Here is a 12,894-nt window from a genome sequence, read left to right as displayed (position 1 = left end):
GCTCGTGCGTCGGGTTCATCGGGGCTCCGCTCCACACGCCGAACTGCTTGAGGCGGTTCCTGCTCCGTGCTTGTGATCGGCGATGCCGAATCGCCCGCGTCCCACCCGGACGGCCTGCCGACCTTTGCCGCGATCTTACGTGATTTCGATGTGGCGACGGGCGCGAGGACGCGGTGTCTTGACGATCACCGACCAGATGCAACATGCTGTCGCATATAGGTAAGACTTACCTAAGTTATGGAGTGATCATGCCGAGGCTGCCCGCCGTACTGGCCGACTCGATGACGCGTTGGATGGGCCACCCCGCGACCGTCACCGGCGTGACGGAGCTCTCCCCGGGCCTGCTGCGCGTGGGCTTCGAAGGCGAGGCGCTGCGCGGCAGGCCCTGGAAGCCCGGGTGCGAGATCGAGTTCCGGGTGAGCGAACGCGAACTGCGCCACTACACCCCGGCCGCGTACGACGACGAGAAGGGCCGCGTCGAGGTGGTGTTCCAGCTTCACGGAAACGGGCCGGGAGCCGCGTGGGCCCGGAGGCTGAGCGAGGGCGACCGCGTGTCGGTGCTGGGACCGGGCGGCCGCTCGTGGCTGCGGCCGGGGCCGTCGCACCTGTTCGCCGGCGACGCCACCGCGGTGGGCCTGTTCGAGGTGCTGATCTCGGCCCTCGACGCCGGCGCGCAGGTGACCGGGGCGGTGGAGGCGCCGCCCGCCGACGTGGACGCGATCAGGGAACTGCTGCCCCGGCTGACCGTGCTGCCCGCCGCCGACGAGGGGCCCGGCCACGCGCTGCACGCCTGGCTGGAGGCGAACGTGCGGGTCGCGCCCGGCGCGGCCTACCTGGCAGGACACGCGCGCAGCGTCCAGCGGCTGCGCGCCCGGCTCTGCTCGGCCCCGCTCGGGATGCGGCGCGGCGACGTGGTCGCCAAGGCGTACTGGGCGCCCGGCAAGGCCGGTCTGTGATGGCGACGACCGCCGAGACGACCCGGGCGCGGGACCCCCAAACCGGACCGCAGGACACCGGACGCGCCGCGGCACGCGACCTGTCCATGATCCTCGGCCCGGTACGGCGCCGCCTGGTGATCGCCGGGCTGTTGCAGGCCGTGGCGTCGGCCGCGTCGCTGACCCCGTACATCATGGTCGTCGAACTCGCCCGCGAACTGCCGGCCCCGGTGCAGACCGGCCGCGTGTGGACGATCGTCGCGCTCGCCGTCGCCGGGCTGGTGGTGCGCAGCCTCGCGGCCGGCGCGGCCATCACCGTCGCCCACCTGGCCGACGTGGATCTGCAACTGCGGCTGCGGCGCGGCGTGGTGCGGCGGATCGGCGCGGTGCCGCTGGGCTGGTTCACCTCGCGCGGCTCCGGCCAGGTGAAGAAGGCCGTGCAGGACGACGTGCACAGCCTGCACCACCTGGTGGGGCACACCGTGCCCGACCTGGTGTCGGCGGCCGTCGTCCCCGTGCTGACGCTGGCCTACCTGGTGTGGGTGGACTGGCGGATGGCGCTGGTGACGGTCGCGACGCTGCCGATCTACCTGGCCTGCTACGCCATGCTGATGCGCGGCTACCAGGGCAAGCTGGCCGAGATGAACGAGGCGACGGAGCGCATCAACGGCACGGCCGTGGAGTTCATCGACGGGATCGCGGTGGTCAAGACCTTCGGCCAGGCGCGCCGGGCGCACCGCCGCTTCGCCGAGGCCGCCGACGACTTCGCCACCCGGCTGCGCCGCTGGGTGGAGCCGATGCTCCGCGTCGAGGCCGCCGCCCAGAACCTCATGATGCCGGCGACCGTCCTGCTGGTGGTGCTCACGGCGGGCGTCCTGTTCGTCTCGGCCGGAACGCTCGCCCCGGCGGACGTGCTGCCGTTCGCGCTGCTCGGGCTCAACCTGGGCCAGCCGATCATCGCGCTCGGCTTCGGCATGCAGGCGATGCAGGAGGCCCGCGACGCGGCCGCCCGGGTGACGGGCGTACTGCGCGCCCCCGAACTGCCGCGGGCGTCGCGAGCCGCGCAGCCGCGGGGACACGGCGTGGAGTTCGACCAGGTGACCTTCTCCTACGACGGGGACAACGACGTGCTGCACGAGGTCACCCTGACCCTGCGGCCGGGCACCGTCACCGCGCTCGTCGGCCCCTCGGGATCGGGCAAGTCGACGCTCGCCCGGCTGCTGCCCCGGTTCTGGGATCCCGGCGGCGGGCAGGTGCGCATCGGCGGCGCGGACGTGCGGGACATCCCGGCCGATCGGCTCTACCGGCTGGTCGGCACGGTGTTCCAGGACGTACGGCTGCTGCGGATGAGCGTGCGCGACAACATCCGGCTGGGCCGTGCGGACGCCACCGACGAGGAGGTGGAGCGCGCCGCGCGGGCGGCGGGCATCCACGAGCGCATCCTGGAGCTGCCCGGCGGGTACGACGCCGTCGTCGGCGAGGAGGCCCGGCTGTCCGGCGGGGAGGCGCAGCGGGTGAGCATCGCCCGGACGCTGCTCGCCGACACCCCGATCCTCGTGCTCGACGAGGCCACCGCCTACGCCGACCCCGAATCCGAGGCGGCCATCCAGGACGCGCTGTCGACGCTGGTGGCCGGGCGTACCGTCCTGGTCATCGCGCACCGCCTGCACACCGTGACGCACGCCGACCAGATCGTCGTCCTCGACCGCGGGCGGATCGTCGAGCGCGGGCGGCACGAGGAGCTGCTCGCCGCCGGCGGCGTCTACCGGCGGCTCTGGGACAAGGCCGCCGTACCCGAGGGAACATCATGATCCGTTTGCTGCTCGGCGTCGTGGGCGCCGCCTCCGCCGCCCGGGTCCGGCGGTACCTGGCCACGCTGATCGCGCTCGCCGTGGCGCAGGGGCTCGCGTTCGCCGTGATCGTGCCGGTGCTGCGCGCCCTGCTCGGCGGCGACCTGGACGCGGCCTGGCCCTGGCTGGGGGCGCTGGCCGGGATGGTCGCGGTCTGCGCCGTCCTGCAGTACCGCCAGGCGATGATGGGCTTCGCCGTGGGGCTCGACCTGTCGCGCAGCCTGTACCACAGGCTCGGCGACCACCTGTCCGCGCTGCCGCTGGGCTGGTTCGACACCGACCGGGTGGGGCGCGTCGGGCAGCTCGTCGTCCAGGGCGTGCGCGCGGTGATGAACGTGCCGGCGCACCTGCTGCAGCCGCTGGTCATCGCCTATCTCACCCCGGCGACCGTGGTCGTGGTGAGCGTCGTGTTCGACTGGCGGCTGAGCGTCGCGCTCGCGGTCGCCGGGCTGCTGCTGGTGCTCACCTACCGCTACACCGCCCGGGTCAACGAGCGATCCGACCGGCGGCTCGACGCGACCGGCGTCGAGGCGGGCTCCCGGGTGGTGGAGTACGCCCAGGCCCAGGCGGTGCTGCGCGGCTTCGGGCGCAGCGGGGAGGCGAACGCCGAGCTGGAGGCGGCGCTGACGGCCCAGCACGCGGCCGGGCGTCGCCAGATCACCTCCCTGGTGCCGGGGCTGGCGCTGAACGCGCTGGTCGTGCAGGCCGCCTACACCGTGCTGATCGCCCTCGGCACGTATCTGGTGCTCGGCGGCTCGCTGGGCGCGGCCGAGCTGATCGCGCTGCTCGCGCTGGCCACCCGGTTCACCGAGCCGCTGATGCTCGCCGCCGAGCTCGGCGGGACCGTACGGGTGGGGCGGGCCAACCTCGAACGCTTCGCCGAGATCTTCGCCGTCGAGCCGCTGCCCGAACCGGCCGAAGGATCGCGCCCCGCCACGCCCGCCGGCGACACCCCGCCGCCCGCCGTCGAACTCGACCGCGTCACGTTCGGCTACGACGCCGCCGCGCCCGTGCTGCACGAGGTGTCCCTGCGCATCCCGCCCCGCACGATGACCGCGCTCGTCGGCCCCTCCGGCTCCGGGAAGACCACCGTCACCCGGCTCATCGCCCGCTTCCACGACCCCGAGTCCGGCGTCGTGCGCGTGGACGGCCACGACGTACGCGACCTGACCACCGAGGACCTGATGTCCCGGCTGTCGCTCGTCTTCCAGGACGTCTACCTGTTCGACGACACCATCGAGGAGAACATCCGCCTCGGCCGCCCCGGCGCCACCGAGGAGGAGGTACGGCACGCCGCCGCCCTGGCCCGGGTGGACGAGATCGTCGAGCGGCTGCCGGACGGCTGGCGTACCCGCGTGGGGGAGAGCGGCGCCACCCTGTCCGGCGGGGAACGCCAGCGCGTCTCGATCGCCCGCGCGATCCTCAAGGACGCCCCCATCGTGCTGCTGGACGAGGCCACCGCCGCCCTCGACCCGGAGAACGAGGCCGCCGTCACCGCCGCCCTGCACGCCCTCACCAGCGGCAAGACGCTGCTGGTGATCGCGCACCGGCTGTCCACGGTGATGGCCGCCGACCAGATCGTCGTCCTCGACCGGGGCCGCGTCGCCGAGTCCGGCGACCACGCCTCCCTGCTCGCTTTGGACGGCCGCTACGCCCGCTTCTGGCGCGAGCGCAGCCGCGCCCAGGGCTGGCGGCTGACCCGCGCCTCGTGAGGGGACGCGATGATGAGCACCATGATGGCCGCCTCCGCTCACCTCCGGCCGGGTCGCCGCCCCGGCCGCCGTCCCGGGTTCAGTGTGGACGACATCGCCCAGGCCGCGCTGGCCGTGGGCTTCGACAACCTGACCATGACGGCGGTGGCCGAGCGGCTCGGCGTCAAGCACTCCTCGCTCTACCGGCGGATCCGGGGCCGCGACGAGCTGGTCACCGCCGCGATGGACCGCGCGGTCCGACAGGTCGACTGGCCGCGCCCGGACGGCGACTGGCGGCGCTACCTGGAACGCACCGCCGACGCCATCTGGAACCTTTTCACGACTTATCCGGGCATGGCCACGCAGATCCGCGAGCTGCCGCGCACGCCCCCCAGCGTCACCCGCCTGTTCTACGCCACGGTCGTGGAGCTGACCCGCCACGGATTCGACGACGAGTCGGCCGTCCTCATCGTCGACACCGTCGTCGACCTGGCCGCCGACGTCTACCTCGGCGGGGAGCGCCTCTCCGGCGACCATGCCGCGGACGACGCCGTCCGCCTAAGGCTGCGCGAGAGCTGGGCGGGCGAGCCCTCCGACGCGTCCGCGGCCCGCTTCGCGCCCATCATCGCCGGCATCATCGAGGGCGACCACCGGGAGTGGTTCCACCGCAAGCTCGCCCTGGTCCTCGACGGCGCCGAAACCCGCCGCAAAACGCGCTGACGATCGGCGTCACGCCAGCGGGCCCGACACCAGAGGCCGCTTCTCCGCCAGGCGCCGGTAAGCGGCCTCGATCGCGTTGTCGGCGTCGATGGACGCCTCCAGCAACGTCATGCCCCGGTCGGTACGCGTGGTCACGGCCCGCCGCCAGCGGTCGAGATTCTCCCTGCTGAGCTCAAGGAACCTGCGGGCCGGCGTGGACAGCGGGCCCGCGGAGGTGATGGCGTAGATCGGGCGCGAGGTCAGCGGCTCGATCATGCGCAGGCTCGCGCCGCGCCGTCCCGCCGCCAGCGCCTGCCGCATCGGCAGGAAGGCGGCCCCCGCGCCGGCGATGATCAGGGGGACGAGACCGGCGGGTTCGCTCACCTCGACGACGACGGCGGGTTCGACCGCGCCGGCGTCCCGGATGGAGTCGATGTAGGCACGCCCGAACCCCTGGTCGGCGATCATGGGCAGGCCGTCGAGCAGGGCGACGGGCACCGGGTCGGGGAAGTCGGTGCCCCAGCCCGGCGGCAGCGCGAGGACGATCTCGCCCTCCCCGATGTGGACGCATTCGATGCCCTGGCGCTGCACGGGCGCGACGCCGTACGCGAGCTCGGCCTCGCCGGACCGGAGCAGGGCGACGATCTCCTCGCTGTCGCCGTCGTGCCGGATGATCCGAACCGTGAGACCGGGATGCCTGCGGCGGAAGTCGCCCACCCAGGCGGCGGCGAAGCTCGCCGTGAGCGAGGTGGAGATCGCCAGATCGACCCGTCCGCGTTCGAGCCCGCGATACCCCTCGGCGACCTGGCGGGCGTGGTGCAGGTCTCGGACGACCTGGCGGGCCGGGCCGACGAGGGCCTCGCCCGCGGGGGAGAGCACGAGACCGCGCCCGACCCGGCGGAACAGCTCCACGCCGAGGTCGGCCTCCAACCGGCGGATGATCTGGGAGAGGGACGGCTGCGCCAGATGGAGCACGGAGGCGGCTCGGGTGATGCTGCCCTGGTCGACGACGGCGAGGAAGCATTCGAGCTCGCGGACGTCCATGTCGTCATCCATACCGGCACCCCACAGCAGGGTCAAGCCCAGTGCGGGCCGTCGGAGTCGGCCCCGGGGCGCGGCACCGCGCGGTCGGCCGGGGGTTCGACGCCGTCGAGGGCGAACGGCAGGGACGGGATCGGGTAGCGGTCGCCGTCCGGGCCGATCCCCGTGGTGAGGACGCCGCCGGCCCGCACGTCCGCCGCGCCGGCCACCTCGCGGTAGGTGCGCACCGCGGCGGCGACGATGCCCTGCTCGCCCAGGAGCTTCAGGCACTCCTCGGTACGCAGGCCGCCGAGGGCCTGCGAGATCTCCGCCAGGAGCGCCTCGCGGTTCGCGACCCGGGCCGGATTGTCGGCGAACCGCGGGTCGTCGATCATCCACTCCCTGCCGATGACGCGGCACAGCCGCGCGAAGCGATCGGGGGTGTAGGCCGACAGGACGATCGTCCCGTCGCTGGTGCGGACCAGGTCGGCGGCGGGGGCCACGGTCGCCTGGCCGTTCCCCTTGCGCCGCGGCTCCTGCCGGGAGACGTGCCATTCGCCCCACATCGCCGACTGCAGGTGGATCGCGGCGTTGAGCAGCGAGACCTCGGCGACCCCGCCCTCGCCGGTGCGCTCCCGGCGCAGGAGGGCGGCGAGCACGGCCTGCACCGCCGCGTAGCTCGCCGCGACGTCGGCGATCGGGAATCCGACCCGGAGCGGATCGCCGCCCTGCTCGCCGTTGATCGACATCATGCCGCTCTCGGCCTGCGCGGCGATGTCGAGGCCGGCCCTGCCCGCCGACGGGCCTTTGGCGCCGAAACCGCTGATCGAGACGTACACGAGCCGGGGGTTCGCCGCGCGCATCTCGTCCGGGCCGAGGCCGAGGCGGGCGAGCGCGCCGGTGCGCAGGTTCTGCACGACGACGTCCGCCCGCGCGATCAGGTCCGCCGCGATGCCGCGGTCGCCGGGCCGCTTCAGGTCGAGCACGACCGAGCGTTTGCCGCGGTTGTACGCCAGGACGATGCCTTCGCCGTACGCGCCGATGCCGCGCGCCTGGTCGCCGGACGGCGGTTCGATCTTGACGACCTCGGCGCCGAGGTCGGCCAGCATCTGGGTCGCGGCGGGCGCGGCGATGTAGTGGCCGAACTCGACGACGCGGATTCCCGCGAGTGGGGTGGTCATGCCGCTTCTCACTCCCCGGTGAACACCGGTCTGCGCTTCTCCAGGAACGCCTGCGCCGCCCGCCGCGCGTCGCCGCTGCGGGCACAGTCCACCATGCGCGGCATCTCGCCCTGAAGATAGTCGGGCAGCGTGGCCAGTGCGGCCTCGGCCAGGTTCCGCTTGGCGTACAGCATCGCCTTCGGCGCCTGCGCGGCGAGCTTGGCGGCCAGTTCGCGGACCCGGGCCCGCAGGTCGGACGTGGTCTCGGTCACCAGGCCCCACTCGGCCGCCCGCTCCGCGGTGATCTTCCCGGGGTCGAGCAGCAGCGCCCGTGCGCGGGCGTCGCCCACCGCGCGGGTCAGCAGCCAGGCGCTGCCGAGGTCGCCCGACACCCCGGCGCTGACGAACGCGGTGTTGAACGCCGCGTCCCGGGCCGCGATCCGGAAGTCGGCGGCGAGCGCGAGGGAGAGCCCGGCCCCCGCGCAGGCTCCGTTCACGGCGGCGATCGTCGGCATCGGGAACGCCACGAGCGTCTCCACGACGGCCGAGGCGCGCGTCAGCCGTTCCAGGTCGTCGGCGACCGAACGGCCGCGCAGCGTGCGCGTCTCCTGGTCCCGCGCGTCGTCCGAGCCGACCTTCGCCAGGTCGGCACCGACGCAGAAGTCGCGTCCGGCGCCGGTGACGACGAGGACCCGCAGGCCGCGTTCCGCGCGGGCCCGCGCGAAGGCGGCCAGCAGGTCCTCCACGAGCGACCAGGAGATCGCGTTGCGCCGCTCGGGCCGGTTGAGGGTCACGGTGCCGACGCCGTCGCGCAGCTCGAACAGCACCGTTCCCGAGCCGATCGCCTCCCCGCTCAGCACCATGCCGTGGACCACCCCATTGTCCGGTTTCGCCCGCTTCCCGGACGCCAGGCCCATCTTGGGCGTCGCCGTTCCCGGGCGTCAAAGAGCAGAACGCAGACCGATTCATTGCCGTACGCAATGAGCGACTCATTGCGTTGCGCAATGGATCACGTTGGCGACCCGTCTTTGACGTACGGCGTGGGGGCGCTGTGGACTGTGTGGCACTCTCGCGAGTGAGTCGGCCGCGGCTGCCATGGGAGCGGACGGCACGCCACACACAGGAGGTGTCCCATGAGCGCTCGTCCGGTAGGCAAGCGCGACCGCGCCGGGCTGCGCGCGTCGGTCGCCGTCGTCGTCGGCGTCGTCGGCGCGCTCGTCCTGGCCGCGTGCGGCGGGTCGGGCGGCCAGGCGGAGTACCCGACGCGGGACATCCAGATCATCGTGCCCTATCCGGCGGGCAGCGCCATCGACACCACGTCCCGCGCGCTCGCCGAGGTCATGAACGAGGAGGGCAAACTCGGCCGGCGCGTCCAGGTGGTGAACCGGGCGGGCGGCGCCGGCTCGGTCGGGACCACGGCGGTGCTCAACGCCAAACCGGACGGGTACACGGTCGGCATCGTGCCGGACGGGCCGCTGACGCTGATTCCGCGTACCGAGAAGGTCTCCTACGATCCGACGGCGATCACGGTGATCGGCGAGGTCACCACGTCGCCGATCCTGTTCGCGGTGCCGGGGGACTCGCCGTACAAGGACATCGGCGACCTGGTCGCCGCCGCCAAGGCGCAGCCCGGGGCCATCACGATCGCCGAGGGGCCGCTCAACTACGCGATCCCGGCGCGCAAGTTCGAGCAGCTCACGGGCACGCGGTTCAAGCACGTCAAGTTCGACGGCGACCAGGCGACGGTCACGGCCATGCTCGGCGGCAACGTCGACGTGGGCGTCATGCAACTCGCCGGAGGCATGGCGCAGATGGCGTCAGGCAAGATCCGCGGGCTGGCGATCGCCTCCGCCAAGCCCGTCGGGCTCGCCCCGAACATCCCGACGTTCACCGCGCAGCAGATCGAATTGCAGTGGGAGGCGTACAACGTGATGATCGCGCCGAAGGGGTTGCCCGCGGACGTCACGCGCAAGCTCGGCGAGGCGTTCGGCTCGGCGGTCAAGAGCCAGAAGTTCGCCGAGGCCGCGCGGCGGCTCGGGCTGGTCGTCAGCGGGGCCGACGCGGCGACGGCCAAGGTGCGCCTGGACGAGAAGACCGAGGCGGCCGAGTTGCCCGCGTCGTCCCAGTGAAGGTCGCAGTGAACGCGGTGCGTTCCCCCCGGCGCGGGCCCGCCTCGCAGGTGATCGCCGCCGGGGCGCCGGTGGTGCTGGGCCTGGTGTACGGCGCGCTGGCCGTCGGCGAGGGCCTGGGCACGTTGGCCGACACCGGTGCCGGGTTCTTTCCCCTGCTCGTCGCGATCGTGCTGGTCGCCGCCGGCGTCGTCGTCCTCCTACAGAGCCGCGGCGAGCCCCCTGCCACGGACGCCGAGCCAGCCGACGACGCGAGCGACAGGGACGACGACACGGACGACACGGACGACAGGGACGACGACGTGCATTGGTGGCGCATCGCCGGCGTCCTGGCCGCCGCGCTCGTGGTGCCGGTCGTGGGCGAGACCGTGGGGATGATCACGACGCTGTCGATCTCCCTCATCGTGATCGCCAAGATCATGGGCGTGGCCCGGTGGAGCAACGCCGTCATCCTCGGAGCCGCCTTCGGCGCGGCCACCTGGTTGATCTTCGTGCGCTGGCTGCTGGTCCCCCTGCCGAGCGGCGTCCTCGGCCTGGTCTGAACGGAAGGAACCCCGTGGCGGACGTGATCGACAACCTCGGCGCGGGCTTCGCCGCCTTCGCCGACCCGGTCTATGTCGTCCTCGCACTGGTCGGCGTCGTCCTCGGCACGGTGGTCGGCGTACTCCCCGGCATCGGCCCGATCGGCGCGATGTCCGTCCTGCTCGGGGTGTCCACGCAGCTGGGCCCCACCGGATCGCTGATCCTGTTCGCCGGCATCTACTTCGGCTCCACCTACGGCGGTTCGACGACCTCGATCCTGCTCAACGTGCCCGGCGAGGCGTCGTCGGTGGTCACGGCCCTCGACGGGCACGCGATGACGCGGCGCGGCAGGGCAGGACCCGCGCTGACCGTCGCGGCGGTCTCGTCGTTCCTCGCGGGCACCATCGCGATCTTCGGCCTGATGATGTTCGCCCCGTGGCTGAGCGGCGTGGCCGTCGAACTCGGCCCGCCCGAGTACCTGGCCCTGTGCGTCGCGGGCCTGCTGCTGCTCGCCGCGCTCTCCGAGGGCTCCACCGCCAAGGCCATCGTCATGATCTGCGCCGGCCTGGCGATCGCCACGGTCGGCACCGACCCCGCCGGCGGCGACCTCAGATTCACCATGGGATCGAGCGACCTGGCCGAGGGCTTCAGCTTCATCGCCCTGGTCATGGGCGTGTACGGCGTCGCGGAGGCGCTCACGATGGCCGGCCGGCGCTGGCACCCGGAACCCGTCCGCGCCCCCAAACTCCGCGAGCTCCTGCCCAGCCGCCAGGAGGCCCGCGCCGCGGCTCCCGCGGCGGTCCGCGGCTCGGTGATCGGCTTCCTGCTCGGCCTGGTGCCCGGCCCCGCCGCGGTGCTGTCCACGTTCGCGTCCTACGTGGCCGAACGCAGGATCTCCAAACATCCCGAGACGTTCGGCAAAGGCACCGTCGAGGGAGTGGCCGGACCCGAGGCCGCCAACAACGCGGCGGCCGGAGCGGCGTTCGTCCCGCTGCTCGCGCTCGGCATCCCCTTCGCCCCGACGATGGCCCTCGTGCTCGCCGCGCTCCTGCTCAACGGCATCGTCCCCGGCCCGACGTTCGTCACCGACCAGCCCGAGCTGTTCTGGACCGTCATCGCCGCCATGTACATCGCCAACCTGATGCTGCTGGTCCTCAACCTGCCCCTGGTGGGCATGTTCACCCGCCTGCTCGCCGTCCCACCACAGGCCCTGATGCCCCTCGTGATCGGCCTGTGCGTCGTCGGCGTGTACGCCGAGGGCAACTCGATGTTCGACGTGGCCGTCATGCTCGTCGCCGGCCTACTCGGCTTCGTGCTCCGCCGCGCCGGCTTCAACATGGCCCCCCTCGTACTCGCCGTCGTCCTCCAGCCCACCCTCGAGACCTCACTACGCCAAACCCTGGCATACTCCGACGGCGACCCCGGCTACATCCTCGGACGCCCCATCACCATGGTCATCCTCGGCCTCGTCGCCCTCGCCATCGCGCTGTCGGCACGACGCGCGATCGCCGCACGCCGAGCCCCTCAGCCGGCCAACCGGGCCCCGAACTCCGCCTGATCGGCGTCCGCCGATCGTGAGCGCCCACATCATGTGCGCCGGCAATCCTCTACCGCCACTTATCCACATTCGGCCCTGACATCCGGCAATCGTCAAGCGACAAATGACCCACGACGGATGGTGCCGATCTCAGTGGTCTTGTGTCGGCCGCCGCCGTGAGAATGGCGTCGGCGGGCGTCCGGCGTCGCGGGCGTGTTCGAGTAGGCGAGGCACGAGGAAGAAGGCGGGCACGGTGGAGATCTCACTTGAAGGTAAGGTCGCGCTTGTCACCGGAGTCGGGCCGAACATCGGCAGTGGCCTCGCACTCGCGCTGGCCAAGTACGGCGCCAAGGTGGCCTGCAACGACGTGTCCGACGACTCCATCAAGGCGTGCATCGCCCGGATCGAACGCAATGGCGGCGAGGCGATGGCCGCGCCCGGCGACGTGACCGACGAGGAGGTCGTCAAGGGCTACATCCAGAGCGTGCTTGACCGGTGGGGGCGGCTCGACATCGTGGTGAACAACGCCGCGCTGCTCGGTGGCCGGGGTGTGCTGGACGAGTCCGCCGAGACGTTCGAGAAGATGGTGAAGGTCTCCGCGCTCGGCACTTTTCTCAACACCAAGCATGGCGGCCGGGCGATGGCCGAGCGCGGCATCAAGGGCTCGATCATCTGCGTCTCGTCGTCCAACGGCTGGAACGGCTCCGCCGGTGTGATCGCGTACGCGTTCCACAAGGGCGGCGTGAACAACTTCGTCCGGGCCGCGGCGATGGACCTGGCCCCCTACGGCATCCGGGTCAACGGCATCACCCCGACCGCCCCGAACCCGGACAACCCCGAGCTGCTCGCCGAGCGCGCCCGGCAGGGACTCGGCCCCGGCGGGGTTCTGGTCACCGGCCCGGGACCCGGGCTGGGCGGGCCGACCGGCGACGAGGAGTGGCGTCGGCCCAGCCGCTGGACGGGGCAGCGGCCACCGATGGTCCCGATGGGCACCACCGGCACGCCGACCGACCTCGGGCACGCCGTCGCCTGGCTGTGCTCCGACTACGCCCGCCTGATCACCGGCACCGATTTGGTCGTGGACGGCGGCGCTCGGGCCAAGAACTTCGCTTACTTCCCCGCCGCGCCCGAGGACCTGGCCGGGCCGCTTCCTTTGATCACGCTGGACGACACGCCCCCGTTCGAGGGCTGAGCTCCGGCCGCCGCGGTCGTACGGCTGCGGAATCACCGGGCGGCGCTGGGACATCACGTCTGCCCAGGTCATCCGGTGGGTCGCGTACTGTCGAGGGTGACATGCCGCGGTGCCGGGTGGCGGGCCTCACCGGCCCGCCGCCGCGCGGACGACGGGTCT

The 12,894-nt window shown here is 72.7% G+C and carries 11 protein-coding genes; 8 read left to right on the top strand and 3 right to left on the bottom strand.

Features of this window, described 5'->3' with window-relative positions:
* The first annotated feature begins 248 nt into the window (after positions 1 to 248).
* The 4 genes from AB0K60_RS29820 to AB0K60_RS29805 are packed head-to-tail and all read left to right on the top strand — an operon-like array spanning position 249 to position 5,196.
* Complete coding sequence (locus AB0K60_RS29820) at positions 249 to 956, top strand: siderophore-interacting protein (protein ID WP_364062423.1); 708 nt, start codon at positions 249 to 251, stop codon at positions 954 to 956.
* Positions 956 to 2,746 (top strand): ABC transporter ATP-binding protein, encoded by a 1,791-nt coding sequence (locus tag AB0K60_RS29815; RefSeq protein ID WP_364062420.1) that lies wholly within the window; start codon positions 956 to 958, stop codon positions 2,744 to 2,746. Before AB0K60_RS29820 ends, AB0K60_RS29815 begins: the two co-directional genes overlap by 1 nt.
* Positions 2,743 to 4,497, top strand: a complete 1,755-nt coding sequence (locus AB0K60_RS29810) for an ABC transporter ATP-binding protein (RefSeq protein WP_364062417.1) — start codon at positions 2,743 to 2,745, stop codon at positions 4,495 to 4,497. Before AB0K60_RS29815 ends, AB0K60_RS29810 begins: the two co-directional genes overlap by 4 nt.
* 9 nt (positions 4,498 to 4,506) lie before the next feature.
* On the top strand, positions 4,507 to 5,196 hold the full coding sequence (locus AB0K60_RS29805; RefSeq protein ID WP_364062414.1) for a helix-turn-helix domain-containing protein: 690 nt from the start codon (positions 4,507 to 4,509) through the stop codon (positions 5,194 to 5,196).
* Between the two features lie 9 nt (positions 5,197 to 5,205).
* On the opposite strand, the gene AB0K60_RS29800 is transcribed toward AB0K60_RS29805, so the two are convergent.
* From AB0K60_RS29800 to AB0K60_RS29790, 3 genes are read right to left on the bottom strand one after another with little or no spacing between them, the layout of a single operon-like run.
* The gene (locus AB0K60_RS29800) at positions 5,206 to 6,231 is read right to left on the bottom strand and encodes a LysR family transcriptional regulator (protein ID WP_364062411.1); all 1,026 of its coding nucleotides are present in this window, start codon (positions 6,229 to 6,231) and stop codon (positions 5,206 to 5,208) included.
* 20 nt (positions 6,232 to 6,251) lie between these two features.
* Complete coding sequence (locus AB0K60_RS29795) at positions 6,252 to 7,376, bottom strand: CoA transferase (RefSeq protein ID WP_364062408.1); 1,125 nt, start codon at positions 7,374 to 7,376, stop codon at positions 6,252 to 6,254.
* A gap of 8 nt (positions 7,377 to 7,384) precedes the next feature.
* A complete protein-coding gene (locus AB0K60_RS29790; RefSeq protein WP_364062405.1) occupies positions 7,385 to 8,218 on the bottom strand; it encodes an enoyl-CoA hydratase-related protein in 834 nt (277 codons plus the stop codon).
* Positions 8,219 to 8,488: 270 nt separating this feature from the next.
* On the opposite strand from AB0K60_RS29790, the gene AB0K60_RS29785 reads away from it, so the two are divergent.
* The 4 genes from AB0K60_RS29785 to AB0K60_RS29770 all read left to right on the top strand — a co-directional run bounded on the left by AB0K60_RS29785 (position 8,489) and on the right by AB0K60_RS29770 (position 12,735).
* Positions 8,489 to 9,484, top strand: coding sequence for a tripartite tricarboxylate transporter substrate binding protein (locus AB0K60_RS29785; RefSeq protein WP_364062402.1), 996 nt, complete (start codon positions 8,489 to 8,491; stop codon positions 9,482 to 9,484).
* Positions 9,481 to 10,026: a tripartite tricarboxylate transporter TctB family protein gene (locus AB0K60_RS29780; protein WP_364062399.1), complete on the top strand. Its 546-nt coding sequence runs from the start codon at positions 9,481 to 9,483 to the stop codon at positions 10,024 to 10,026. The genes AB0K60_RS29785 and AB0K60_RS29780 overlap by 4 nt, the downstream gene beginning before the upstream one ends.
* 14 nt (positions 10,027 to 10,040) lie before the next feature.
* On the top strand, positions 10,041 to 11,564 hold the full coding sequence (locus tag AB0K60_RS29775; RefSeq protein WP_364062396.1) for a tripartite tricarboxylate transporter permease: 1,524 nt from the start codon (positions 10,041 to 10,043) through the stop codon (positions 11,562 to 11,564).
* 232 nt (positions 11,565 to 11,796) lie between these two features.
* Positions 11,797 to 12,735: an SDR family NAD(P)-dependent oxidoreductase gene (locus tag AB0K60_RS29770; RefSeq protein ID WP_364062393.1), complete on the top strand. Its 939-nt coding sequence runs from the start codon at positions 11,797 to 11,799 to the stop codon at positions 12,733 to 12,735.
* Positions 12,736 to 12,894 lie beyond the last annotated feature (159 nt).

This window comes from Thermopolyspora sp. NPDC052614 (genome assembly GCF_040678635.1).
In the GTDB taxonomy this organism is placed as follows: Bacteria; Actinomycetota; Actinomycetes; order Streptosporangiales; family Streptosporangiaceae; genus Thermopolyspora.
Note: the sequence above shows the minus strand (reverse complement) of the source record. Positions and strands in the feature narration are given on the sequence as shown.

What these genes read in the sequence shown, in the direction of transcription:
- AB0K60_RS29820 (WP_364062423.1), top strand. Translation starts at nt 249, where the DNA reads ATGCCGAGGCTGCCCGCCGTACTGGCCGACTCGATGACGCGTTGGATG.
- AB0K60_RS29815 (WP_364062420.1), top strand. Translation starts at nt 956, where the DNA reads ATGGCGACGACCGCCGAGACGACCCGGGCGCGGGACCCCCAAACCGGA.
- AB0K60_RS29810 (WP_364062417.1), top strand. Translation starts at nt 2,743, where the DNA reads ATGATCCGTTTGCTGCTCGGCGTCGTGGGCGCCGCCTCCGCCGCCCGG.
- AB0K60_RS29805 (WP_364062414.1), top strand. Translation starts at nt 4,507, where the DNA reads ATGATGAGCACCATGATGGCCGCCTCCGCTCACCTCCGGCCGGGTCGC.
- AB0K60_RS29800 (WP_364062411.1), bottom strand. Translation starts at nt 6,231, where the DNA reads ATGGATGACGACATGGACGTCCGCGAGCTCGAATGCTTCCTCGCCGTC.
- AB0K60_RS29795 (WP_364062408.1), bottom strand. Translation starts at nt 7,376, where the DNA reads ATGACCACCCCACTCGCGGGAATCCGCGTCGTCGAGTTCGGCCACTAC.
- AB0K60_RS29790 (WP_364062405.1), bottom strand. Translation starts at nt 8,218, where the DNA reads ATGGTGCTGAGCGGGGAGGCGATCGGCTCGGGAACGGTGCTGTTCGAG.
- AB0K60_RS29785 (WP_364062402.1), top strand. Translation starts at nt 8,489, where the DNA reads ATGAGCGCTCGTCCGGTAGGCAAGCGCGACCGCGCCGGGCTGCGCGCG.